A 26,049-nucleotide genomic window follows, 5' to 3' on the forward strand; every position below is an offset into this window, starting at 1 on the left:
TGAATTGCAGGTATGATTAGGGAGAGCATCCCAGAGTTGCAAATCAACATTATCTATTAGATATCAGCACCTCAGCTATCAGCTTTTTGGCTGACAGCTGAATGCTGACAGCTGAATGCTAATTAGAGAGGAACTTCAGTTGTGTCATCCTTAACACAATCATCAGAATCAGTTGTTGATTTATTTAATCCAAGTCGGCAAAATCAACAACAAGCTGCCAAAATATCTTGCATTTCCTATCAAAGTATGTATAGGTCATGTCGAGTGTTGCGGGAGTTTGTCCTTTACTATTTTCCCTTGTATAATCTCTCCATAAACGATTTCTTTAAGTTTTCGCCCATCCTGAGTTTTATTGAAGCTCTAGTGTACGAAATTGATGAAGAAGTGGAGAGAATTCAAAAAAGCGGTTACAACTCCAATCAAGCTTCCCCTTGGAAAGCTAAGGAAAAAATTATTTTGTCGGTGTTAGATGAACATAATTTGCGGCACTTTAAGGTAGAATACTACTTGAATAAGTTAGGGGAATACTTTGAATTAGAAAGCCAATTATTGATGACGAGTCATGTCACTCATACTTTGATTACCCAGGCCGCTGAGTTACGCTCGTCTGACTATCGCGTCCTCCATTGTACCCTACTGAAAATGTTGGGGTTAAATTACAGCCAAGAAGAGTTAAACGAAGAGTTAAGCTTGATGTGGCCCTTGGAAGTCCTGAATGACATTGAAGACGATTTGATGTCATACAAAGAGGATGTAGAGGCTAAACACTACAACACATACCGGATGTTTGTTAAGGTGTATGGAGAAACAGCACCATACTATTTAAAGCAAGATTTGTACTATTACGAACACCTATTTCATCAGCAACTAGAAAAACTTTCAGACGTGAGGAAATCACGATTTGGAAAAGCGTGGGAAGCTTATCGTCTGGATCATCCCGTTCCAGTTGTACCGGAACCTATTCTTGAAAATTAGAATCTATAAGGTCAAGCCAAAGGTCAAGCCAAACGTTTTTTAAATAAGGATTTGCGGATGTGTATTTCTTTGAAAATGGCAAGATAAAAAAACGCAAAAGCTACTTTGTAAGACCTGCTGTGTAATCCTAAAAGACACCAGATGAATCACCAGAATCCAATAGAAGTCAGTCAGCAATTTGTTGAAATTGGACAACAGCTTTATACCCTGGTGACGAAGGGTAGCACCATCGCTCGCCAGTCCCAGCAAGGCTGGTATGAATTTGTTGCCCGTTTGTTGACGGATGGGACAGCCTTTGAGGGGGTGCAGCGCCCGTTAACAGAAGCTGTAGCACTATACAATCAACACCAAAGTCCAACGGTTACTCTAGAAACCGTTCAATATTATCTAGTGGCTAAAGTGGTTCGCGCAGTTAAACTAGAACCCGAAGCACTGGCAAATCAGTGGTACTTTATTTGTGATGGGACAGAAATCCCCAACCCCGGTGATTTTATAACCGTTCAGATTTTTCAAGAACCTGTGGTTGTAATCCGTCAAGGGGATGGTTCGATCCAAGTGTTTTTGAATGTTTGTCCCCATCGCCAATGTCTGGTGTTTGAAAGAAACGGTTGCATCAAAGGGGGTAAATCAGAGTTGTGTCCCTATCATGGTTGGGCTTTTAGTGAAGATGGACACTGCACCAATGCACCAGGGGCAAACCGAGGAGAATTAGGGGAAGATTTTGACCTAAAAGATTACAGTTTACGGTCATTTGAAACTCGCATCGATAGCAACCAAGGGGTATTTGCCAGGTTAATGGCAAATGGAGATGGAGACGAACCCATCACAACCATGCCGCCAGCAGATATCCAGGTCAATGGACAAAATATAGGAGTAGCGATCGCAAACCTCCTACAAGATGTCAGTCCAGGCTATACCGAGGGAATCATCCCATGCCTGCCTGAACCTATTCGCCTCTGGATTAAGATTGGCTATCTCGGGGAGCAACTGAAACACCTGGTTGCTGGTATTGCTCAACGGCAGGGTCTGACTCCTGAAGCCGTTTTGTCATCTGTGAACTTGGACTTTAACACAGAACCTGACCCCAATCGCGACCTCTTGCTAGAGTCGGTGATGTGGGAACTCCGACAAGCAATTTTGATGGTAGAAGCTGAAACGATATCCTTGAAGCTAGAAGACATTATCGAGGAAGTCAAACACACTCAGATTTCAGATTTGTGTTTTGGAGTAGAAGCTGATGGATCCTCGTTATCTTCTTCTGAGGCAACTACAGATGAACCCGAGCAAAATAGAAGAATCGCTTTACCCATTTGGACTTATGGGGATTGGGATCTGTTTGCTTTGGAAATAAAGCATTTAATTGCACCGACTTGGCAATTTGTCTGCCACGTTAACGAAATTCCCCAACCCCATCAATATACTTGGCTTGATATTGTGGGCGAACGGGCTTATGTGATTCGGACCGCCAACGGGGATCTGTTTGCCGGTAAACTGAAGCATATTGATGGGCGACAACAGGGGCCTGACTTTGAGGGCCCTAGGGACTATGGTCTAGACCCCATTGATATTGAGGTCTTTTATGGCTTTGTCTTTATCCGGTTGCTGCGACAAGGTCCAAGCCTCAAAGAGATTTGGCATCAACCTGGTTTACTCGACCCCTATAAACTCGAACAAATGCAACCCATTGGTGGATCGGGTCAGTATGATATTTCCGTGGAAGTGGACTACAAGCTGCTGTGGGAGAACTTCTTAGAAGATTACCACTTCCCGATGATGCACAAAGGATTGACCTTAAGGTTTGGGGTATCGAGTGATTGTGAAGGGATTAATGGCATGATTATCCCCATGCGAGACCCCGCTTCGCCCAAGTTAAACCCAGTTGAACGGAAATATTATGACTGTGCCAAGACCTTAGCACGACATGACTGGGAACGGGAGAAAGAACTCCAGCGGTTCGCCGCAGAACACCAGTTTTTACCAGAAACCTTGTGTTATTCTGCCTTTTGCTCAATGGCCGCCCAAGAAGAAATGCCCATGCCCTTTTCCTTGAGCGTTTTCCCTGAACACGTCCAAACCTTTTCCATCGTGCCTGGGGGACCCCGTGAATCTCGTTTTCATGTTCGCAGTTATGGTCATCGGATGCCACCAAACCCTGCGGAAGCGGAGGTGATTAAAGCGGCACAACTGGCAAACATACAACTCTTAGCAGAATCGTTACAAGAGGATATTCGAGTCAACTACATTACTCAGGATAGTGTATCATCTCAGTTGTTTGAAAAACTGGGGGTTTTCAGTATTGCTGAGTGGGATGTAGCGAAGTTTCAGGAAGCCGTTCAAATGAATATTCCAGTGACTTCTTCACCCCGTAAACCCCCTAAACTTTTGAACTTATGAATATTTCAACATTTTGCACCGGTAACTCAAATTTAGCATCTCTCAAAAGTTCTGGGATGCTACAACCGATAACTAACCTTTAGCTTTTCTTACTCAAATCATGCTGAAGTTCGCCATTGAATTTAATTATTCTATACCGACTTCTAAAACGTTAGTTGTCGGGACTTTAGGGCCAGCCGGAACGAGTAGTGAAGAGGCACTTGAATATGTCGTTGAGCAATTACAATTAGAAGAACTTTCAATTACCACGAAGTTATTTGATAACTTTAGCCAATTAAAAGAGGCTTTGGTGTCAGAAGACGTCAATCTTGCTCTTGTTCCTCATGCTTACCATAACATTAATGACTTTTATATGGAGCCGAGTTTTGAACTGAGCTTCATTTTTATTTATCCAACACCTAGTTATGGATTAGCTAAGAAGCCAATCAACCAATTTGACATAAATAAGTGTACGATTTTAACTCATCCAGCTCCCTTACCATTGCTCTCTTATCTATTGCCAGATTATGAGCAGCAAAAATCCATTAAAGTTAAGTTAGTAGATTCCACTAGTGTAGCGGCAAAAGAGGTCAGTGAAGGATTAGCAGAACTGGCAATCACGAATGAAAAAGCGGCTGACAAATACGGCTTAGAGTTTATTAAAACTTATGGTAAAATTAAAATGAGTTGGTCAATTTTCCAAAAAAAAATATAACTACTTATTAGTCTTGGATTAATCAAACTATCATGACTATACTAAAATTAGTATAACAAATAAAAAAAATATGTCAGTATTTTTCCCAATCGGTAAACCGATAAAAGTAAAATCATCTGTAGAGTTATTAGCATTTCAATGTCAGGATACCGTTGTGCAACTGGCTGAGATTTGTCCAGGTGCGACCTTCGATTTACACCACCATCAGGAAAGTCAGATGGGTATGGTATTTAATCAAGGTTTAGAAATGAATATAAATGGGGAAAAAGCCATGTTGACTCCCTTGCAGGATGTTTATGTGGCGGATGCAAATGTTCCCCATGGTTCGGTTAATACGACCTCAGAAACGGTTCGATGTTTTGATGTCAAGCGTCTAATTCCTGAGGGAAACAAACAGATAGACGATAATGATAAGTTTCAGAATAAAATTTTTAAACTTGTATCTACTAAAGATGAAGAAACGGGGTTTGATTGTCAGTGGGGAACCGGATCGTGGTTTGAGCTCAAAATTACTCAAATTCCCCCAGATGGAAAACTACCTGTCAACCAATCAGTTCGTGATAAAATGGGGATTATTCTCAATGGTAAACTGGTGATGACTGTTGGAGAAGAAGAGCAAACTTTAGAATACGGAAAAATTTATTACGCACCGACTGAAATTCCCTATCGTGGATACAATAAATCTAACCAAGACGTTTGTTTAATTGAAATTGGGATCTAAATTGGAATCTAATCAATGGATTTAGGATTAACTGGAAAAATTGCTTTAGTAACAGGGGCGAGTGCAGGGATTGGTTATGCTATCGCTGATAGACTCGCTGGGGAAGGATGCAAGTTAATTATTTGTGGTCGAAATCGCGATCGCCTAAAACAAGCTGAACAAGTTTTCCAAACTGCGGGAATAGAAATGCTTAGCATTTGTGCAGATGTTCAACAACCTAATGATTCTCAAAAGTTAGTGGATTCAGCACTAAGTAAATTTGGTAAAATTGATATATTGGTGAACAATTCAGCCGGGGCTAATTTTGCTAAAAATGAGGTAGAAGAAATGTCTGATCAAGATTGGAGGACTGTTTTTGAAGGGAAGTTACTGGGCTATATTAGAATGACAAATTTGGTGTTACCGACCATGAAAACTCAGAAATGGGGGCGAATTATTAATATTGTCGGGACATCCGGAAAAGAGCCTTCTGGTACGCTGATTAAATCAGGAGTTGCTAATGCAGGATTAGTCAATTTCACCAAAGCAGTTGCTAACCAAGTAGCGCGGTATAATATTCTCGTGAATTGTGTAAACCCTGGCATCATTGATACACCAAGACATCAAGACTATTTAGAACTATTTTCTAAAATTGGTAATAAAACTGCCGATGAAATTAAAGCAGGAATGGATAATAAAATTCCCTTGGGTCGTAGAGGTGAGGCGATGGAAGTTGGTACTTTAGTGGCATTTCTAGCTTCAGAATGTGCTAGCTATATCACCGGAATTTCAATAGCAGTTGATGGGGGATTATCTGTCGCTGCTTTTTAATATAAAAATATTTAATTAATAAATAAATACCCAAAAATGGTTGTTGCGCAAAATAAAATTAAAGATATTGAAGCAATGTATCCCCTTTCATCGACGCAAAAAGGGATATTATTTCAGACACTGTATCACCCTGAATATCGGTTATATTTCGACCAATTTAAGTTTACGATTCACGGAAATCTGAATCCGAAGGTCTTTGAACAGGCTTGGGTGAGACTTGTAGAACGACACCCAGTTTTGCGAACATTATTTGTTTGGAAAAACCGTAAGCACCCTGTTCAAGTTGTACGTAAAACAGTCAAGCTAACCTGGATTTATCATGACTGGCAAACCCTATCTCCTGAAGCCCAAAAAGCCAGGATGGATGCTTTTATAGACAGTGATCGACAACAAGGGGCTGAACTTGGGAAAGCACCCTTAATGCGATGTGCTCTGATGCAGGTAGCCGAAGAAAAGTACGAATTTGTATGGAGTTTTCATCACATTATTTTAGATGGTTGGAGTTGGCCAACTTTACTGAAGGATGTCTGGGCATTTTATGATTCGATTAAGAACAATTCCCCCTTATCCTTAACTCCATCTCGCCCCTATCGGGATTATATTACTTGGTTACAGCAACAAGACCTGTCTGAAGCTGAGACATTTTGGCGAAAAATCCTGGAAGGGTTAACGGCATCAACTCCTTTAGTAGTTGATAATTACAGCAAAGATCAATTGGCACAGACCCAAACCTGTTTAATGGGGCTTCGTGATCTCTCAACAGAAGCAACCGCGCGTTTAAAGTCTTTTGCCCAACAAAATCATCTCACTCTCTCCACTTTAGTGCAAGCAGCTTGGGCTTTGCTACTAAGTCGCTATAGTCGGGAGTCAGATGTGGTTTTTGGGGTGACCGTATCGGGTCGTCCTCCTGAATTAGCTGGTGTAGAATCGATGGTGGGGTTATTCATTAATACTCTGCCTGCACGGATAACAATTTCCGACACAACCGATACCCAGTCTTGGCTTGAGGAGCTACAACAACAGCATATCGAACGGGAACAGTATTCCTATACCCCCTTGGTGGATATTCAAAGTTGGAGTGATATTCCTGCGGGACAACAACTGTTTGACAGTATTGTTGTGTTTGAAAACTATCCTACTACGGAGCGAAAACTACCGGATAATTTGTACATCACCGATCTTCAAGATATCGGACTGACAAACTATCCCCTCACAATTGTAGCAATTCCAGGGGAACAGCTGAGTTTAAGAATTAAATACAATGGCGATCGCTTTGATGCAGACACCATTGACCGAATGTTGGGACATCTAGAAACGTTGCTGGTGGGAATGGTGACCTATCCAGCAGTCAACCCGACAGAATTACCGATTCTGACTGAATCTGAGCAACAATTGCTCTTAGTGCAGTGGAATCAAACCGAGAGTTCACAACCAATTACAGGCTGCATTCATCAGCTATTCCAGCAACAGGCAGAACACAATCCCCATGCCACTGCTGTCGTTTATGCAGATCAATACTTCACTTATCAACAATTAAACCAAAAAGCCAATCAGTTAGCCCATTATCTGCAAGATTTGGGGGTGAAACCGGATGTCCCTGTTGGCATTTGCTGCGAACGTTCTCTAGAAGTGGCAATTGCTATCCTGGCTGTCTTGAAAGCTGGGGGGACTTGCGTTCCCCTCGATCCTAACTATCCCCCAGAACGTTTGGCTTTGATGCTAGCAGATAGTCAACCCCCTGTGGTGTTAACCCAGTCAACGGTTAATTTTCAGGCAAATTACCCCTGTCATCTCCTCACCTTAGATCAGGAATGGGACAAAATTGGATCACAATCTGATCTTAATCCTGATAGTAGAGTCAAACCCGAAGATTTAGCCTATATTATCTACACCTCTGGCTCAACGGGAACCCCGAAAGGTGTTGCGGTTCCTCATCGCTCCTTGATCAACTTAATTGAACACCATCAAGGGGAAATGGCAACAGCTGTTGGGGTTTTGCAGTTCGCTTCCCTCAGTTTTGATGTAAGTTATCACGAAATTGTTGCAGCTTGGGCGTTTGGGGGAACGCTCTATCTTTCCTCAGAAGCCGAACGCAAAGATATTGATAAACTCATTCAGCTTTTAGCAAATCATCCCATCGCAAAGGTTATTCTTCCGGTTGTATTGTGGCAACAAATTGCCGAAATATACGGCACACAAACCCATCTATTTGCTAATCTTCGAGAAGCAATTGCTTGCGGGGAACAGTTGCAAATTACTCAACCGATGGTCGAAATGTTCAAGGGTTTGCCCCATTGTACCCTCTACAACTTTTATGGCCCTTCGGAAGCGGATTTGGTGACAGCCTATCGGTTTAGCGATCGCCCAGAAAGCTGGCCAGTCTATCCCCCCATAGGCAAAGCGGCTGTTAACGTCAACGTTTACATATTAGATAGCAAACTGCAACCCGTTCCCATTGGTATTCCCGGAGAACTTTACGTTAGTGGCGGCGGTTTGGCGAGAGGTTATTTCAACCGTCCCGAAATCACAGCCGAGAAGTTCATTGCTAATCCTTTCAGTGTGGATGCCAACTCTCGCCTTTATAAAACAGGAGATTTAGCCCGTTATTTACCTGATGGTAACATTGAGTTTTTAGGACGAATTGATTCTCTAGTTAAAGTTCGAGGTTTTCGGGTTGAACTCGGAGAAGTCGAAGCGGCTTTGAGTAAACATCCTCAAGTCAGTCAAGCTGTGGCTCAGGTTTTTGGAGAAAGTGCCAGAGAAAAGTATTTGGTTGCTTACTTTATTCCTCAACAAAAACAAACGGTAACGGTCGAAGCGTTACGGCGGTTTCTGCAAGCCCAGTTACCTGATTATATGATGCCATCAGTCTTTGTGGAGATGGAGTCTTTTGAGCTGACACCGAATGGTAAGGTTAACCGTCGTGCCTTGAGGGAACCCACCACAATGCGACCTTCACTGGGACAAGCCTTTGTGGCACCGCGCACCCCCACAGAAGAGATTTTAGCAGGGATCTGGCAGGATGTACTCGGTTTAGAACGGGTTGGGATTCACGACAACTTCTTTGACTTGGGAGGACATTCCTTGCGGGCAATGGAGGCGATCGCTCTTAGTCGGAAAGCACTCCAAGGGGAATTATCAATACAGGATTTCTTTGGAGCGCCAACCATTGCGGAAATTGCCCAACACCTAGAAACAGCAAGTCATCAGTCACTCCATCTAGATAAACCCCCGCTGCAACCTAGACCTGTACAATCAGGCAGGGAGCCAATTTCTTATACACAGCAAGAATTTTGGTTTTTTGAGCAGTTATATCCAGGTAATCAACTTTACCATCTGCACTTAGTCTATCATCTCACCGGAAGACTCAATGTCACAGCCTTGGAGCAAAGTCTACGAGAAATTGTCCGGCGGCATGAAACCTTGCGGAGTAGCTTTGCCTGTGTGAATGGGGAAGTAATCTATGCGATCGCACCAGAGCCAGTCTATAGTTTCTCAGTTGTCGATTTGCGAGAATTACCGCCACAGGAGCGGGAACCTGAAGCCAAACAACAAGCTAATGCCGCCATTCAACACCCCTTTGATTTTACCCAAGGGCCGTTTCTGCGGAGTCAACTCTGGCAACTGGATGAAACAGAGTATGTATTTTTAATTGCGACCCATCATATTGTCGCTGATGGCTGGTCATTTGGCATCTTGCTGCAAGAGTTGTCTACTCTCTATACTGTTTTCTGTGAAGGTCAGTCTTCGACCTTATCAGAGTTACCCTTACAGTATGCTGATTTTGCAGCTTGGCAGCGACAATGGCTACAAGGGCAAGGGTTGGCAGATCAACTGACTTTTTGGAAACAGCACCTCGGTGTGACACCACCAGTGATCCAACTACCCACAGACTATCCTCGTCCGCCTCGTCGCACATTCACCGGAAGTGGGGAAACGGTGAAGTTTTCATCAGCTTTGGTCACTAAGCTCAAGAGACTCTGTCAAACCGAAGGCGTTACCTTGTACATGGCTGTATTGGCAGCTTTCAAAAGCCTATTATTTTTCTATACAGGTCAGGAAGATATTATTGTTAGTAGTCCCATTGCCAACCGGACGCAATCCGAAATTAGGGAAGCGATTGGTTTTTTCGTTCACTTGTTACCCTTGCGAACGCATTTTAAGGGAAACCCCAGTTTCCGAACGTTGCTGCGTCAAGTGCGTTCGGGAGTTATCGACGTCTACGCCCATCAGGAGATGCCCTTTATTAAGCTGGTGGAAGGACTCCAACCTGTTCGAGATCGTCACTATACCCTACTGACTCAAGTCATGTTTGTCTTGCTCAATTTACCAGAACAAGAGTTAAGTTTAACGAATCTAACAGTTCAACCTTTAGAGCTGGAAAAAAGTGATGGGCGAGATATTGCAGAATTTGATTTGAATCTATATCTGACAGAAACTTCCGCAGGAATTGAAGGCAGTTTATTCTATCGAACAGATTTGTTTGCCGCTACAACCATTACCAAAATGGTTAAGCAATTCCAGGTGTTGTTAGAATCTGTCGTGACTGATCCGGATCGGACTTTGGTACAACTGCGCTCATTTATAGAACAAACAACTGAACCCATACCCCAGTCTAAAGTTGCTACTGAAGAATCCCTGGAATCTAAACCTTGGGGAGAGCCGACAAATCCTACAGAAGTTACCTTACTCAAGATATGGCAAGGGGTATTAGGACTCGAAACAATTAGTACAAACGACAACTTCTTTGAGTTGGGAGGATATTCAACCCAACTCCTACAAGTGGTGGCAAAAATTCAAGACATCTATTCAGTAGAGATTCCAATTGCCACACTATTTGAGTATCCCACGATTGCTGAGATGGCGAATGTAATCATGGACTTGAGATTAGGATCTGTTTAAACCACCTCAAAAAGTGAGATACTCCTTGGGTTTCCTATTGTTATAGTTATGAAAAGATTAACTGCCCTAACTCAACATAGGTATCATCGATATAGGATATTCATCTGTTTTATCCTGGCAATTGCCCTGGTTAGTTGTCTTCAACCACGTTTGCTTCACAAACCAGCACTAGGGTCTCAAATCATTGTTAGTAGTTCTGTAGAACCTAATACCTTTAATCCTCAACTCATGGAAGAAGGAGCGGGAATTTTAACTTACTTGTACGAAGGATTGGTACGAGAAAATGAGCGGGGTGATATTGAACCAGCACTGGCTGAATCCTGGGAATTTTCTAGGGATCGACGGAAAATTATGTTTACCCTCCGAAAAGGACTAAAGTGGTCAGATGGCAAACCCCTCACAGCAAATGATGTTGTATTTACCTATGATGATATTTACAAAAATCCTGAAATTAATGCCTATGCTAGGGATTTTTTAAAAATTGGTAAAAATCGGGAATTTCCCACCGTTAAGAAGCTGGATGATTGGCGTGTTGAGTTTACCCTACCTGAACCCTTTTCTCCCTTTTTGCGGATCACTCGCATGGAAATATTACCTGCCCACGTATTGCAATCATTGATTCACAAAAAAGACCCTGGGGGTAGGCTTTTATTTCTCTCTGCCTGGAGTACAGATACACCCCCAGAACAAATTATTAGTAACGGTCCTTATCAATTAGAATCCTATATTCCCGGCGAACGAATAACCTTTAGAAAAAATCCCCACTACTGGCGTAAAGATGATCAGGGTAACCCTCAGCCTTATATTCAGCGAATTATTCAGCAAACGGTTTCTAATGATGACACAGCATTAATTCAATTTCGGGCTGGAGTGCTAGATTTTATTAAAGTCAATATCGATTCTTTTTATTTGTTAAAAAAAGAGGAAAATAAAGGTAATTTTACGATTTACAATGGAGGAAAGCAAACAACAACAACAGTGATAACGTTTAACTTAAATACGGGAAAGCGTCATGGTAAACCTCTAGTAGACCCGATTAAATCCCGTTGGTTTAATACTGTTGAATTCCGCCAGGCTATTGCTTATAGCATTAATCGCCAGCGTCTACTTAACACGCTATTTAAAGGGTTAGGGGCACTCCAAAATTCTCCCATTGCCGAGCAAAGTCCTTACTATCTTTCTCCGGAAGCAGGCTTGCCAGTCTATGACTATAATATTGATCAGGCAAAAGCCTTGTTGATTCAGGCAGGGTTTCAATATAATTCTCAAGGTCAGTTATTGGATTCAGCCAGCAATAGAGTGGAATTTACCCTTACCTATAATGTAGCTCATCGAACTTTACAGAATATGGCTCCCTTGATTCAGCAGGATTTAAAAAAAATTGGAATTAAAGTTAATTTACATCCGATTGCGGTAACATTAGTTGTAGACAAATTAATGAATACGATGGATTGGGAGTGCCAAATATTTAACGGCTTTCCGATGGCAATAGAACCCCATGATACTATTAACTTTTGGTCTACAGAGAGTAATTGGCATTTTTTTAATCGCCAGCCACAAGGCCAACAAACACCAGTAACAGGACGTTTAGTCCCTGGTTGGGAGCAAAAAATTACCGATCTCTATCTAGAAGGAAGCACAACTTGGGATGAAACCAAGCGTAAGCAGATTTATGCAACCACTCAAAAACTTAGCCAGGAGTATTTACCATTTATTTATCTCGTCAACTCATTATCAATGGTAGCAGTGCGAGATCAAATTCAAGGAGTGAAACACTCTGCTCTACAAAGTCCGTTTTGGAATGTCAATGAACTAAAATTGGATAATGCTAATAATTTGTGAATTTTAGGGAATTGGTGAATCAAGGAATGACTAAGAGGTTGTCTGAGAAGTCTCATTTGCTACATCCAAGCCCCCTAAATCCCCATCTGTAAAAAAGCGAAGCATCCGCTAATTCCCCCCAGAATTGGGGGGTTAGGGGGGCTCACAGGGGTAGGTTTTTTACATTTGGGTAAAACATAGGACAAGCCAGAGGGAGAGGAAAAGAAAAACAACGAACAAATGATGATTTTTAACGACAAATTAAGTATATTGTCTTGATGCAATAGCGAGTGGGGGAAACCCCCAAGACCGCGCTGCATCGCTTGTCTGTACCCCCACACCCCACACCCCACGCCCCACACCCCACACCTGACGTCTTTGTAAAAAACATACCCTTGAAAGGGTTAGGGGGGCGGGGGACTTTTAGAAGCCAATTGACTCTTGTTCCCCCCAAAGTTGGGGGGCTAGGGGGGCAAAATTCAGTATAAAAAAACTTTTCAGATATCCTCTAAAATTGGGGTGGGTATCCTGCCCATAGTAGACTCAGATCTACTATGATTTAGAGAAGGTTTAGTGCTATAGCTCAAGAAAGAAAAGCAATTGTGAAATCATCCCTTTTTGACTTAACAGGTAAAGTCGCCATTATCACAGGCTCTGCACGAGGTATTGGTCGTGTGTTGGCTCAAGAATTAGCAGCATTGGGAACGAAAATCGTTGTCGCTGATATGAAGGCAAAAGACTCCGAAAACACTGTAAAAGCTATTCAGGAGGCTGGCGGGGAGGTGATCGCCATTCCCACGGATGTGAGGAAGCGCCAAGAATGCGATCGCCTAATTAAGAAAACCGTTGCCCATTATCAGCGATTAGATATTATGCTCTGTAATGCAGGCATTGATATCATCAAACCAGCGGCTGCATTAGAGGAGCTGGAGTGGGATGATATTATAAACACCAATCTTAAAGGCTATTTTCAATGTGCTCAACTCGCCGCTCAACAAATGATCCAACAAGGCACTGGTGGTTCAATTATTATGAACTCTTCCATCGCCGGTGTGGTGGGAATTGCCGGTTCAGCAGCTTATACAGCCTCAAAAGGGGGGGTAAATTTGCTAGTGCAGTCCCTAGCATTGGAGTGGGCTGAGTACAATATCCGAGTCAATGGGTTTGGCCCGGGCTATATTGACAATATCATGGAGGGTACTGAAAGCTTTCGTCGCCCCCCAGAGGAAGACCAGCAACACTTGAACACCGTTATCCCGATGAAACGACGGGGTAAACCGGAGGAGTTAGTAGGGCCAGTGATTTTCTTGGCTTCTGAAGCAGCGTCCTATGTAACTGGGGCAATTTTGATGGTAGATGGCGGCTACAGTGCGATGTAGGGCTTGGGAGAATAAGTAACAAGTCTGGTGGCAAGGGGAGGGAACAGGGAACAGGGAATTAGGGAACAGTGATAAGATTTGACTATTTCAGCATTGGAATTGATTGTTCACGCCTGACCTTATTAAGTATTTATGATCCATAGTGCAAGATGTGAGCGTCCAAGGGGCGCGTTTTTCGCTCCCCCAACGAATGAAAGAAACACTCCGAAGCTCCCTCTTGCCTGTTCCCTGTTCCCAGATCCGCTGTTCCCTTGTGTTTCTTAGGAGTCTAAGCATTCAGCTGATAGCTGATATAGGATATTTTCATGAATTTAATCACTAAATTTGATATCTGGAAAAACTGGAGCTATTCTAAGTTATTACCAACAACTGCTTACAGTAGTATCTTCGCCATTACATTAACGGCAGTTTTTGTAATTGCCAATCTAATTGCTCCTTATCCCAACATCCCGGATAATCTTGGTTTAATTAGTCTTAAGCTAGAATACTTTGCTAAACACAAAGATGAATACAATGCTATTTTTCTAGGTCCTAGTACGACCTATCGCGGTATAGTCCCTAATGTATTCGATCAGTTAATGGCAGAACAAAACCGAGAAATTAAATCCTTTAACTTTGGAATCAATGGCGCAATAGCAGCAGAGACGGATTTTTACTTAAGAAAGATAATAGCCTTAAAACCCGCTAATTTAGAATGGTTGTTTGTCGAATACCCAGAGCGGACGTTAGAGCAATATATTAATAAAAATGCCAATTCCGCCAGGGGAATATATTGGCATACACCTCGACAAACTTTATTAGATTTTCGCTTAATTATGGAATTAAAACAAAACCTAAGAGATAAGTTTTTTGCCGCATATGCTACCTTAAAAAGTTGCCTAATTAGAACGTTTTGGATGGGAAGATTTGCTAATTTTTGGCAAGTCAAGGTATTAGGAATGAAATTATTTTTAGATGAAATTCCAGACTATTCAAGATTAGCACAAGAGTCTGGCTATTACGCTCATGATTTGCAAACCTTACAGAGACATAAGTCTTGGCATCAATTTTTCCTAGATAATCTAAAAGATGATTACTATCAAGATGTAGAGCAGTTAAAGCAAGGCAATATTTCACCAATAAAACCCTATAGCTTAAAGGTTCTCAAAGAGATGTGTCAGTACATCAACGATTATGGAATCAAGCCAATTCTTTTTATTTCTCCAATTGTACAAGAAAGAGGATCGACAGCAAATAACTTATATAAACAGGGAGATATTTCACCCCTGTTTGCCTTTAACGATCCTGAAGCTTTCCCCAATTTATACCAACTTGACCGCAGATTTGATTTTTTACATCTAAATCACCAAGGGGCAACAGAGTTAACAGCTTCTTTAGCACAAGAATTCGCTCAATATCTGGGAAGGGAACAGGGAACAGGGAACAGGGAACAGGGAACAGGGAACAGGGAACAGGGAACAGGGAACAGGGAACAGGGAACAGGGAACAGGGAGTAGGCAGTATAGAGTAGGTCACAGGAAACAAAAATTCTCACAATTTATTTAGTATTGCTATATCATTTATACTAAAAATTAGCGATGATTTTTACAGAGTTTCGCTTTCTATTTTTCTTTATTACTGTTTTCTGTGTCTATTGGATATTACGGAAACATCACCATCGTAAATTTTGGTTACTGGCTTGTAGTTATATTTTTTATGGTGCTTGGGATTGGCGATTTTTATCGTTAATGTTGGCTTCTACTGTCCTTGATTATATCGTGGGTTTGATGCTGTCTAGACCTCAACTTGATGAGGCTAATCCAGATGATAAAATTCAAGGAAGTCAGGAAATTAAACCCTTCGATTGGGATACTATCCTCTCCAAACCCCAAAGCACCCGAAAACGTCAAGGATGGCTAATCTTGAGTTTAGTGGGTAATCTTAGTATCTTAGGCGTTTTCAAATATTACAACTTTTTCACTGATTCTACTGCTAATTTTCTCCATTTCCTGGGATTACCCATCAGCTTTCCCATTCTACAAGTTATTCTACCTGTAGGCATTAGCTTCTATACCTTTCAAACCCTCAGCTACTCTCTAGATATTTACCGAGGTAAACTCAAACCCACCAAAAACTTCTGGGATTTTGCCTTGTTTGTCAGCTTTTTCCCCCAACTCGTTGCCGGACCAATTGTTCGTGCTGCCATCTTTTTACCCCAGTTATTGACCCCAAAAATTTTTAGTCACGTAGATGTTAGAGGCTGTTTGATGCTGTTTCTAGTGGGTTATTTCAAAAAAGCCTGTATCTCTGATAATCTTGCCCCTCTAGTAGACCAGTATTTTGCGAATCCAGAGATTTATACAGTAGCGAGTGCCTGGATTGGTGTAGTCTCTTTTATTATCCAAGTTTATTGTGACTTTTCCGGATACTCAGATATGGCGATCGCCTGTGCTGGTTTACTCGGTTATAGATTACCTTTAAACTTCAACTTTCCCTACTTTGCTAGCAACATCACAGAACTATGGAAACGCTGGCATATTACCATGTCTAGTTGGTTCCGAGACTACCTTTATGTACCTTTGATGAGAAGGCGAGAAAAAAAACAGAGAACCAAGCTTTTCTCCTATAGTAATCTGATCTTTACTATGCTAGTAACGGGACTATGGCATGGTGCCGCTTGGCACTTTGTGATTTGGGGAGGATTAAATGGCATCGCTTTAGCGGTGCATCGGGAATGGTCAACTTGGCTGTCTCCCTACAAGAAATTACTCCCTATTCGGAATGCTCTAGGTGTACCTTTAACCTTTTACTGGTTTTGTGCCTCTGGAATCTTTTTTCGCAGTGAAGATTTTTCGAGTGGTTTAACCATTGTCAAATCTTTTGTTTTCTTCAATTCTTCTGGTACAGAAAATTTAGCACTTCAGGCAGCATGGCTGTTTATCCCTTTAGTTTTACTCCACTGGGCCGCATACAAAAACTGGTTTGTTAACTGGTGGCGTGTCATGCCCAATTGGAGTTTCGCAACGTGTTATGGACTCTGTGTATCAGCTATTTTACCCTTGGTTGCATCCCTGCATCAACCCTTTATCTACTTCCAATTTTAGGTTATAATTGTTGATAGTAATGGAGAAGATCATCGGTCAACTTGTCCCAAGAAAATGTGTCCACAACCCATTGTCGTCCAGCTTGACCGAATGATCGCCTCAAGTCGTTGTTTTCCAGTAAATTTACTATGGCTTCAGCCAAGCTATCTGCATCACCTCGCTCTACCAATTCTCCCGTTTTTCCTGCTTCTACCAATTCCGGAAAAGCACCACCCTGAGTCGCAATTACTGGTAATTCCATCGCCATTGCTTCTACAATGGGCATTCCAAATGGCTCTTGCCAAACCGAAGGAAAGACAAATAGATCAGCTTCTTGATAGTATGTGATCATCTCTTCGTGGGGAACTTTCCCTAGAAAAAAGACCTTGTTAGCGGCACTTTTTGAGATTCGCTGTTGTAATAACTCCCGATAGTGACCGCGAAAATAGGGCATGAGCGATCGCACTTTTGGGTCATTGCGGTCAAGAATATACCAGAGTAGCATGGCATTTTCTGGTCCGACTAATTTAAGCTGGACGTTGGGATAACGAGACACCACTTGGTTAAAGGCATCGATTAACACATGAACCCCTTTTTCTGGGGAGATTCTGCCCACAAAGAGAATTTGCTTAGGGGTTTGAGTATGATCTAATCGGGATTGAACTGTAAACCGATGCAAATCCACACCATTGTAAAGGGTTTGACAGGGAATGTGAGGGAGATAGTGTCGGACTTGATTAGTAATATAATCGCTGCATCCGAGAACTAAATCTGCTGAACTGAGGCACTGGTTAACAAATGGTGGATCGAACTGTGGCAGTAAGTCGCTGTGAGCATGGAAAATGATTTTTGCCTTAGGATTAAAAGCACGCATCAGCGGCACAAATTGAAAGGCAATATGCAAGTGAATCACCTCACACTGCTGTTGCTGCATATCACGAGACATTTTCCGATATGCACCACAGTAAAACCATTTTGAAGCGTAGAATGGACGTTGAGGATTCGATACATTCCACTGATCGAGGTAGTTGAGAGGCTCTAACACCGAATCAATCCAGGCGGCTGTGATTCTCCGATATCGGATCCCTTCTTCCACAGATTCATCGGTTTGATGATAAGCTGCTTTAGCACCATAAAAAAGCACTTCGTGCCCTAGCTGAACTAAACGGCGAGCCAAGGCATAGGAAACGAGACGAACAGCTCCCGATTTCGGGGGTTCTGCTGGTATGTAGGGATAATCAGCAAAGGCTATTTTCATATTACTTTTAAGAAGGGAACAGGGAATAGGGAATAGGGAATAGGGAATAGGGAATAGGGAATAGGGAATAGGGAATAGGGAATAGGGAATAGGGTTTGCCTTATCGAGTCCATTGACTCGGTTTTTGAAGTAATAAGTAATAAGTCAAGATTTGATTAGGGCTTTCCGGGTTAAAGTGCCAGGAAATTAAATCGTTGGGCTCAAAAACCTTGCACCTTCGTGGAAAATTCGCTAAAACCTAACACCTACCACTTAAAACCTAACACCTATTCAAACTACTAATTTGCCAGGGAAGCATTATCTATAGATGTTGATTCATCCACACCCGGTTCAATGGGATAGTCTTCAAGACTATCAACAGCATCAGGCAATTCTGTTTCTAATAATCGCAAGCGGGGATACCAACTCGCCAACAGGGTGATTAAGAAACTGACACCGCCTAACAATATCAGCAAAAGTCCCATACCACGACCGACCCCTGTGCCAATGAAAGTCCCAATTCGGTTAGCCCAAAGACTATCTGAGATCATCAAGGGTTCAAAGACTTTTTCAGCTAACGGTCCGACAATCAAGAAACCGGCAGGCAGCGCGATCGCATCTAATGCTGACTTCAACGAAAATACCCGACCTTGGATATTGAGGTCAACCTTATTTTGGAGAATAGTTTGACAGAAGGTGTAAAGCACTGGGCGAATCAGGGTAAATAGGGTAATACTAATCGTAAAAACAACCAGAGACGAAGACCAACCGGCAAACACGAGCAAAATTCCATTCACGAGCATACAGCCATAAATCACCCTCATGTAGCGCTTTGGCCCTCCCCAAAACCCGATCGCCAAGCTACCAATTATGGTACCTGCCCCAAAACAGGACAGAATACGGCCTAAAATATCATGGGAAGCCACTGTAATCACTAAGGGAGTTGTGATGACATTAATCGAACCCATTTGAAAAAAGGTGAAACTGGAAATCAGCATTACTCCCACTAAACCCGGATATGACCTAAGATACTTGAGACCTAAGAACATATCTGCGATGTAAGAACTTTCAGCGGTTTTGTCCTCTATTTTCAGATTAGGAAAGGTAATTACCAAGAGGGGCAAAATTCCAATCACAAGGCAAACCAGCTGTAAAAATAATACGCCTTGGACGTGAATCCAGTCGAGAAATACTGCTCCAAGCAAGGGTCCCAAAACTCTCGCCATACCACTTAAAAAACTCATTAAACCATTAGCTCGACCCCGATTTTGTTTTGATACAAGTAAGCTAATGGAAGCAAACAGGGCTGTGGTTTGAAAAGCGGCACAAGTCGCTTCAAGGGCGTTAAAAACATAGACATGCCAGGGTTGTAGCTGACTATATAGCACTAATAAACCTAGAGCAAAAATCCCTAACGTAGCACACAGATCGCTAATGACCATAATCCAACGGCGGTTCCAGCGGTCTGTTACAATTCCAACCACAGGAGCGAGCAACACAAAGGGAAGGGTGGCAAAAACACTAATCAAAGCAAATTGAATGGCAGATTCTGTGTACTCATAAACCCAAACATTCATGGAAAAGCGGGTTATAGCAGATCCAGTAGCAGCAAAAAGTTGGCCTCCCCAAATAAACAGGAATAATCGCATATCCTGGATCACTTTGAGAAAGGAGGATTGTTCTGATGAGATATTATTCATCCGTTAGAATACTACTAGAGGAGATTAAACTTTTAAGAAACAAGGGAACAGGGAACAGGGAACAGGGAACAGGGAACAGGTAATAGGGAATAGGGAATAGGGAATAGGGAATAAGTAATAGGTAATAGGGAATAAGTAATAGGTAATAGGGAATAGGTAATAGGGAACAGGTAATAGGTAACAGTGATCAGATTTGACTGTTTCAGTACTGAAATTGATTGTTCCTAGTTTGGTTATTCAGTATTTATGTACTGGTGCAAGATCTGAGTTAAAGACTTTGAAGTCAAAAATTCAGTATAGCGCTACGCACATCTGTTAGGACATCTTTAAATCCTGAAATCCTTTGACAGCAATCTGTTCCCTGTTCCCTGTTCCCTGTTCCCTATTCCCTATTCCCTAGCGCGTAGCGCTATATTTTTGCAGTTAGTGTAGCAGTTAACAAGGCTTTTAGCTTCTCTGAGATACTGTTCCAACTGCTCAGGGGTTAACTGAGGTTGGGTTCGCTGTAAATTTTCCCAAGATAAGGCTGTGCTTGACTGAGAATCTTGTGTAAAGACCTTCAAGATTTGACTGAGGTTGTTATGGGGTAAATCGCAGAAATCAAAGATTTGCTTAATCACAGAGTTGGGAGTTGCAATTAAATCCTCAAAATTGATGATAAACGGAGGATAACCCTGCTGGTGCAGCCTTTGAAGACATTCTAGAACTGAAAGCCAAGTTACGGTTAATATTTCAATATAGGACAAGGGACGATTTGGCTCTGGAAAACGGGCAATTAAAGAAACGAGGTTGCCCACCGCTTTCTGCATTGATTCTAGAGACTCAGGAGTATCTGGAATCTCCCCGATAGAAGCTCGTAATGAGGAACGAATCCACGTTTCAATCTGTCGATATAAAAACAGAATTTTGGCTTGAGGAAAGTTGTTAGCCAATAAATCAGCCAGCTCTATTCCGTAACTGCGCAACTTAATTACCCAGCGGCGATCGCTAATTTTAGGAGTGGATTGACGACAGATGAGTTTGGTACAACTTACTAATAATTTGCTAATTGGAACATCGTTATTGCCATTCCATTGACGCTGGCGCACCAACTGAGAATAAACATCCGGCTCAGAAAAAACAGTGATATTATTGAGTTGATTCAAAGCTGAACTGAGCAGCGTTGAGCCACAGCGACCGACTGAATAAATTAAGATTAACTGTTGGCTATCTAAATCAATTTGATCAGCAATCTCATGTAACCTATCATAGGATAATGTGACTACACGAAGCGCTTGCTCGTATTGAGCTGAGTAATAAAAGGGAAAATCTGAAAGGACAACATCCTCTGGTGTTTCTACCAAAATGACGCGCCTCTCGTCAGGGTCTAAGCAGTAGAGACTGATCTGAGGATTCTTCAGCAGGGTTTCTACAGCAATATCTTCACCTTCATCAAATTCAAAATCTGTGGGAGCGGCAATTCCTAAAGGATGAATTTTTGTTTTACGATTAATATTATGAATCTTAGCATTCATCCGCAATTTCAGAAGGAAAGGAACGGGTTAATTTGCCTTTGAGGCGATCAGCTAATCTTAATGCCAGGGCGACTAGGGTTAAGGTCGGATTTGCTGTACCTGCTGTCGGGTAGACAGAAGAGCCAGCGATATATAAGTTATCAATCCCAAAGACCTGACAATCAGAATCAACCACCCCTGTTTCTGGGCGATCGCTCATGCGAGTTGTCCCCATATGATGCCAACCGCCCCGCATCACATCCGGAAAAGGCGGCCAACCTGAGTCCGTTTGATTTAGCCAATCAAAATACTGCAATCGTCCAAGTTCTAGGCGTCCTAATTCCTGTCCAAAGAAAGTATTAGCCACTTCAATGCTATGGCGATCTAGGTCGGTTAACTGCCAGTTTAACTGCACTTTGGGTAGCCCCAGTTCATCTTTCTCCTCGCTTAAGCTCACGCGGGATTCTGGGTTAGGGGCTTGTTCGATGCGCGAAAAAACAATCAGTTGATCCATTGAGGAGGGAGTTTCATTGCTGAGTAAGGTTTGATAGGAATCCATTTTAGTTGGGTACAAACTTGCTGTTAAGGCATCCAGATAAAGCTGCATTTCCGGTCTTAAACCGCCCTGAGCCTGTAGCTGTTCAAAATAATCAACCCCGAAATAATCGCTCTCGATTAAATCTAAGGTAAAGTTCAAAATTTGCTCATTTTCTTGAGTCCCTTCACTAGGTATTAAATGCACTTTAGGAGCATTTAATTCATAAGAAATGTACCTTTTCCAGGGGAGATTGGCACGTACCCAGGCTTGAGCCGACGCAATATGGAGATGTTCCATGAAAAAGCGCCCTACTAGATCATAGTGATTTCCAAGTCCTTGAGGTATCGTTTGATTCGACAGCAGCAGTAAACGGGCATTTTCAATCCCTCCACAGGCTAGAACATAAAATCGAGCTTGGACATAGTGTTCTCGTTGATTGAAGCAGCGAACTCGAAGTCCAGTAACTGTGTTTGCCTGGGGAACTGTCTCAATGGCAGTAACATTGGCATGAGTCCAGAGGATAATGTTATTCGCCTGAAGAATTTCTGAACGATAGACTTGGCCAAAGCGGGTCGGTGGACTTAATTGAAAAATTTTGTAGGTGAGTTTTGATTCATCAATGGGCAACCGCTCTAATTCTGGATCGTGGAATTCCCAAAACCCCATCTCATAGTCAGGAGAGGGAAGCTGGCACAACTGATGGGCACGGTTATAGTAAGGTACTAAGTCGTGATAACGGATTGGCCAACCACTGTAGGGAACCCAAGGGCGCGGTTGAAAATCGATCGCATCCAGGGGAGCACACATCCCCCCCCAGTGATTTGTAGTTCCCCCAAAATAGCGTAGGCGGCAGCTATCGAGGGGAAAATAGGGCAAGCCGATATTCTCCCCTTCATAGAGGGCTTGGGTTTGAATATCCCCATCAAATCCACCGCTTTCGAGGAGCAGCACCTTGACTGAAGAGTTAATCAACTCGCGGGCAATAGTAATTCCGGCTGCTCCAGCTCCGATAATACAGAGATCTACGGTTGTCTGGGTATGGTTTTCTAAGGTTCTGGCATCAAGATACATGGCTGGATAAATGGATGAAGCCTCAGTTGATTGTTTGTTGTTTTTCGCAGCAGGCTAAGGCACAAAGTTGAGCTTCTGTCTTTGATAAGATCCAGCCTTCAACTTGAACGGTGTTCTTTTGGGCAAAATCTGTTCTGATTTGGTTTCGTAGCCAGTTAAAGCGATCGCTTTGGCTATCAGGCAGGAGAAAGTCTTTGGTGATCGCCTGACGCAACTGTTCTAGTGGGCCAAGCTCAGGATACTGTTGGAGATATCCCCGCCCGATCCCTTGACAGTGTTGTAGATGGGGAAACTGTCCTAGAAACGCTGTTAAAGGCTGAGTTTCTAAGGTAGACCTTGGTTGTGCTACAGCAAAGCAATCCCCAGCTACAAAAGCCAGGGGCAGGCTTGAACACAACTTAATCACCTGGCGACGTTTAATAGTCATCTTTGCTTTAGATTCAAACAGGGATAGGCTGAAATTTCACAGCTAATCAAGCTGTTTCTGTTGTTTCAGTTTGGCTTCAAATCCTTGACTGTAATACTCGTGGGTAAGAATGGGGGGATATTTGGGCTTTTCGTTAGGGGCTAAACAGGATTCGAGACAAGTAATTTCAGCATTTTCATCAGGGGCAGGGAATAACCCAAAGGAGTATCTTTCCCGAGTGGTGTTTCGTGCTGTAGCTAGGGAGACGCGATGCATAGTTCCTGGATATTTATCATTAGTCCAGCGGGACATGACGTTTCCCAATACAATTAACGGAGTATTCTGAATCGGTTGTACGGCAACCCAGTTTCCAGTTTGAGTATAGACTTCTAGCCCACCCACTTCATCCTGAAACAAGAAGCTAAGGCTGCCATAATCAATGTGTTCAGTGTTACGCATCGGCACAGATTCTTGGGTTGGGGCAAGGGGTGGATAGTGGTGTAAAAGCATACTATCATTACGCTGGGAATGAAGATCTTTAAAGTAATTTTCGGGAGCATCCAGGGCGATCGCCAAAGCCAAAAATATGCTATCCATTGTGTCTTGAAAGCTTCCATAGGCTTGGGAAAGAGAGTTACAAAACTGTGGGTGTTCCTCAAACCATTGACTTCGTTGATCCCGCACTCCTACACTTGGGCTTTGTAAATTCTCTTGAGTTATACTTAGTTTTTCACTGGTAATCTTCCCGTCCGCCCGCTTAACGATATAGCCATGATATGACCCATCTGGGGGAATCAGTAATTGTTCTTTTTCCGATGAGGGCAGAGCAAAAAAATATTTGCACAGGGTAAATACTTGTGCTACTGCTGTGAGGGAAACAGAAGTATTACTTAGATAAAAGCATCCTACATCCTGCATTGCTCGCTCCAGCTTGGCAGCAACTGCTTTCTGGCTACTATAATCCCCTGTTAGAAAGGGTTGAAAATCGATAACTGGAATCGAATTTGAGGCGTTCGCGGTAGAGCATTTATTTGCTACTAAGTTCATGGTCAGAGGATCCTTAAGCTTGAGATAGTTTCCATTGGTGTACGTTCCCAAGGGTATGTTGTAACTCAGAGTGTTTGCTCTGTTGAATGCGATCGCTTTTTATCCTATAGGAATATGCAGACCTTGAACAGCCCGTCTCAGAGTTTATTCTGCCCTCGTATCATACCCTGTAGTTCTAGCAGGGTCTTGATGTCCAGCGAGTTTTTGGAGCGAGTAGGGTCGAAGGGCGTGTTAGCACAACCGCACTCCCTTCCGAACCGTGCGTCGGACCTGGTTGACTTACAAAACTCTGAAATGGCTTACTGGTACGTTGGGATTTTGAACTCTAACTAAGGACGCGGATACTATCACAATTAATGGACAAAGAAAAGGCAAATTACCAATTACCACAACACTAACTATTCCCAATCCCATGACCTCCTAACCAACCCGTTGTCCAAGCACTCTGAAAATTAAATCCCCCGGTAATTCCATCAATATCGAGAATTTCCCCAGCAAAGTAAAGACCTGGACATTGGCGGCTTTCCATAGTCTTGAAATTCACCTCTTTGAGACTAACACCACCACAAGTAACAAACTCTTCCTTAAAAACCCCTTTACCTTGAATCAAATAGCGTCCCTGAGTCAGTTCTTGAACTAACTGATGTACGGTTTTTTTGGATAACTCAGCCCAACGGTTTTCTGATCCCACTCCCACACTAGTAACTAAACTCACCCAAAGGCGCTTTGGGATAGGAATGGGACAACTAGTAGTAATGAAGCGTCGAGGTAACTGGGATTTAACATCTAGGAGTAATTTACGCAATCGGTCTGGATTGTACTCAGGAAGCCAATTCACCAACAAGGGCATTTGATAATGGTGTTCATGCAATACTCTCGCCCCCCAAGCAGAAAGCTTGAGTACCGCTGGACCACTTAAACCCCAGTGGGTAATTAGCAATGGTCCCGTTTGTTCCTTCAAGGTTTTACCAGCATCGGGTAATTTCAGGCAGACCTGTTTAACACTGACCCCAGCTAAATCCTGTAAACGGGAGTCTGGGATATTAAAGGTGAATAGAGAGGGAACCGGGGTTTCGATTTTATGACCTAAGGCTTTTGCCCAACGGTAGCCTAGGGGATTGCTACCAGTAGCAACCAAAACGCGATCGCATTTTATAGTCTCACCATTCCTCAACCCAATTTCAAATCCTCCTGGGGTCTGGTGTGGCGTGTCAGGAGTCGCGTGTTGGGAAGATTGCCGAGAGATCGACTTAACCGGATTACTGGTACGAATCTTCACCCCTGCCCTCTTAGCCACTTGTAAGAGACAATCAACAATTGTTTCCGAACTATCAGTAATCGGAAACATCCTGCCATCGGCCTCAGTTTTCAGCTCAACACCGTGAGCCCCAAACCAAGCAATGGTATCCTTCGGTTGAAAGCGGGTGTAAGCCCCTCGCAATGCTTTGCTTCCCCTCGGGTAAGCTTGCACCAACTGGGCTGGGTCAAAGCAAGCATGAGTAACATTACAGCGTCCACCACCAGAGATGCGCACCTTTGACAATGGATGGCGTGAGGCTTCTAGGAGAGTGACATTGGTATGGGGATGAGTAGTTGCACAGGTAATTGCCCCAAAAAAACCAGCGGCTCCACAGGAACATCGCTGCTTTATGTGAATTATTGTCTTTGGCTGGTCGAAGTCCCCCAGGCTTAGAATTTTCCTGACAATTAGAGTAAACCATAGTTTGATTTTCATGGGTCGAATGGTAAAGCTATTCGAGTCCTCAGGTTCTTCGAAAGCGGATATTGTCCGCTAACAA

The 26,049-nt window shown here is 42.8% G+C and carries 17 protein-coding genes; 10 read left to right on the top strand and 7 right to left on the bottom strand.

What is annotated here, in order from left to right:
• Nucleotides 1-141: 141 nt before the first annotated feature.
• From F6J90_RS33360 to F6J90_RS33405, 10 genes are all read left to right on the top strand, one after another.
• Entirely contained in the window at nt 142-975 is an 834-nt protein-coding gene (locus tag F6J90_RS33360) for a hypothetical protein (RefSeq protein WP_070393236.1), read from the top strand.
• Between the two features lie 141 nt (nt 976-1,116).
• A complete protein-coding gene (locus tag F6J90_RS33365) occupies nt 1,117-3,369 on the top strand; it encodes a Rieske 2Fe-2S domain-containing protein (protein ID WP_293103931.1) in 2,253 nt (750 codons plus the stop codon).
• A 100-nt stretch (nt 3,370-3,469) separates the two neighbouring features.
• On the top strand, nt 3,470-4,063 hold the full coding sequence (locus F6J90_RS33370; protein ID WP_293103934.1) for a hypothetical protein: 594 nt from the start codon (nt 3,470-3,472) through the stop codon (nt 4,061-4,063).
• A gap of 70 nt (nt 4,064-4,133) precedes the next feature.
• Entirely contained in the window at nt 4,134-4,784 is a 651-nt protein-coding gene (locus F6J90_RS33375) for a cupin domain-containing protein (RefSeq protein ID WP_293103937.1), read from the top strand.
• A gap of 15 nt (nt 4,785-4,799) precedes the next feature.
• On the top strand, nt 4,800-5,594 hold the full coding sequence (locus tag F6J90_RS33380) for an SDR family oxidoreductase (protein ID WP_293103940.1): 795 nt from the start codon (nt 4,800-4,802) through the stop codon (nt 5,592-5,594).
• Nucleotides 5,595-5,630: 36 nt separating this feature from the next.
• Nucleotides 5,631-10,496, top strand: coding sequence for a non-ribosomal peptide synthetase (locus tag F6J90_RS33385; RefSeq protein WP_293103943.1), 4,866 nt, complete (start codon nt 5,631-5,633; stop codon nt 10,494-10,496).
• A gap of 48 nt (nt 10,497-10,544) precedes the next feature.
• On the top strand, nt 10,545-12,338 hold the full coding sequence (locus tag F6J90_RS33390; RefSeq protein WP_293103946.1) for an ABC transporter substrate-binding protein: 1,794 nt from the start codon (nt 10,545-10,547) through the stop codon (nt 12,336-12,338).
• 581 nt (nt 12,339-12,919) lie between these two features.
• Nucleotides 12,920-13,696 carry an SDR family NAD(P)-dependent oxidoreductase gene (locus F6J90_RS33395; protein WP_070393229.1) on the top strand — a complete coding sequence of 259 codons (777 nt, stop codon included), beginning with the start codon at nt 12,920-12,922 and terminating at the stop codon, nt 13,694-13,696.
• Between the two features lie 305 nt (nt 13,697-14,001).
• The gene (locus tag F6J90_RS33400; protein WP_293103950.1) at nt 14,002-15,192 is read left to right on the top strand and encodes a hypothetical protein; all 1,191 of its coding nucleotides are present in this window, start codon (nt 14,002-14,004) and stop codon (nt 15,190-15,192) included.
• 81 nt (nt 15,193-15,273) lie between these two features.
• Nucleotides 15,274-16,779 carry an MBOAT family O-acyltransferase gene (locus tag F6J90_RS33405; protein WP_070393227.1) on the top strand — a complete coding sequence of 502 codons (1,506 nt, stop codon included), beginning with the start codon at nt 15,274-15,276 and terminating at the stop codon, nt 16,777-16,779.
• 1 nt (nt 16,780) lies between these two features.
• Here the strand turns inward: F6J90_RS33405 and F6J90_RS33410 are convergent, their stop codons facing one another.
• From F6J90_RS33410 to F6J90_RS33440, 7 genes are all read right to left on the bottom strand, one after another.
• The gene (locus F6J90_RS33410) at nt 16,781-18,016 is read right to left on the bottom strand and encodes a glycosyltransferase family 4 protein (RefSeq protein WP_293103953.1); all 1,236 of its coding nucleotides are present in this window, start codon (nt 18,014-18,016) and stop codon (nt 16,781-16,783) included.
• A 278-nt stretch (nt 18,017-18,294) separates the two neighbouring features.
• Nucleotides 18,295-19,695, bottom strand: a complete 1,401-nt coding sequence (locus tag F6J90_RS33415; RefSeq protein ID WP_293103956.1) for an MFS transporter — start codon at nt 19,693-19,695, stop codon at nt 18,295-18,297.
• A gap of 389 nt (nt 19,696-20,084) precedes the next feature.
• Nucleotides 20,085-21,209: a sulfotransferase gene (locus tag F6J90_RS33420; RefSeq protein WP_293103959.1), complete on the bottom strand. Its 1,125-nt coding sequence runs from the start codon at nt 21,207-21,209 to the stop codon at nt 20,085-20,087.
• Entirely contained in the window at nt 21,199-22,797 is a 1,599-nt protein-coding gene (locus tag F6J90_RS33425; protein ID WP_070393223.1) for a GMC family oxidoreductase, read from the bottom strand. The genes F6J90_RS33420 and F6J90_RS33425 overlap by 11 nt, the downstream gene beginning before the upstream one ends.
• 22 nt (nt 22,798-22,819) lie before the next feature.
• Entirely contained in the window at nt 22,820-23,224 is a 405-nt protein-coding gene (locus tag F6J90_RS33430) for a hypothetical protein (RefSeq protein WP_070393222.1), read from the bottom strand.
• A 42-nt stretch (nt 23,225-23,266) separates the two neighbouring features.
• Complete coding sequence (locus F6J90_RS33435) at nt 23,267-24,250, bottom strand: 2-oxoglutarate and iron-dependent oxygenase domain-containing protein (RefSeq protein ID WP_293103964.1); 984 nt, start codon at nt 24,248-24,250, stop codon at nt 23,267-23,269.
• Nucleotides 24,251-24,644: 394 nt separating this feature from the next.
• Nucleotides 24,645-25,985: an NAD(P)/FAD-dependent oxidoreductase gene (locus F6J90_RS33440; protein WP_293103967.1), complete on the bottom strand. Its 1,341-nt coding sequence runs from the start codon at nt 25,983-25,985 to the stop codon at nt 24,645-24,647.
• Between the last annotated feature and the right edge of the window lie 64 nt (nt 25,986-26,049).

This window comes from Moorena sp. SIOASIH (assembly GCF_010671925.1).
Taxonomy (GTDB): domain Bacteria; phylum Cyanobacteriota; class Cyanobacteriia; order Cyanobacteriales; family Coleofasciculaceae; genus Moorena.

Bases quoted from the DNA above. Each gene is read 5' to 3' on its own strand.
- F6J90_RS33430 (WP_070393222.1), bottom strand. From the start codon at position 23,224: ATGACTATTAAACGTCGCCAGGTGATTAAGTTGTGTTCAAGCCTGCCC.
- F6J90_RS33410 (WP_293103953.1), bottom strand. From the start codon at position 18,016: ATGAAAATAGCCTTTGCTGATTATCCCTACATACCAGCAGAACCCCCG.
- F6J90_RS33400 (WP_293103950.1), top strand. From the start codon at position 14,002: ATGAATTTAATCACTAAATTTGATATCTGGAAAAACTGGAGCTATTCT.
- F6J90_RS33440 (WP_293103967.1), bottom strand. From the start codon at position 25,985: ATGAAAATCAAACTATGGTTTACTCTAATTGTCAGGAAAATTCTAAGC.
- F6J90_RS33375 (WP_293103937.1), top strand. From the start codon at position 4,134: ATGTCAGTATTTTTCCCAATCGGTAAACCGATAAAAGTAAAATCATCT.
- F6J90_RS33435 (WP_293103964.1), bottom strand. From the start codon at position 24,250: ATGAACTTAGTAGCAAATAAATGCTCTACCGCGAACGCCTCAAATTCG.
- F6J90_RS33385 (WP_293103943.1), top strand. From the start codon at position 5,631: ATGGTTGTTGCGCAAAATAAAATTAAAGATATTGAAGCAATGTATCCC.
- F6J90_RS33405 (WP_070393227.1), top strand. From the start codon at position 15,274: ATGATTTTTACAGAGTTTCGCTTTCTATTTTTCTTTATTACTGTTTTC.
- F6J90_RS33365 (WP_293103931.1), top strand. From the start codon at position 1,117: ATGAATCACCAGAATCCAATAGAAGTCAGTCAGCAATTTGTTGAAATT.
- F6J90_RS33370 (WP_293103934.1), top strand. From the start codon at position 3,470: ATGCTGAAGTTCGCCATTGAATTTAATTATTCTATACCGACTTCTAAA.
- F6J90_RS33420 (WP_293103959.1), bottom strand. From the start codon at position 21,209: ATGAATGCTAAGATTCATAATATTAATCGTAAAACAAAAATTCATCCT.
- F6J90_RS33390 (WP_293103946.1), top strand. From the start codon at position 10,545: ATGAAAAGATTAACTGCCCTAACTCAACATAGGTATCATCGATATAGG.
- F6J90_RS33415 (WP_293103956.1), bottom strand. From the start codon at position 19,695: ATGAATAATATCTCATCAGAACAATCCTCCTTTCTCAAAGTGATCCAG.
- F6J90_RS33380 (WP_293103940.1), top strand. From the start codon at position 4,800: ATGGATTTAGGATTAACTGGAAAAATTGCTTTAGTAACAGGGGCGAGT.
- F6J90_RS33425 (WP_070393223.1), bottom strand. From the start codon at position 22,797: ATGTATCTTGATGCCAGAACCTTAGAAAACCATACCCAGACAACCGTA.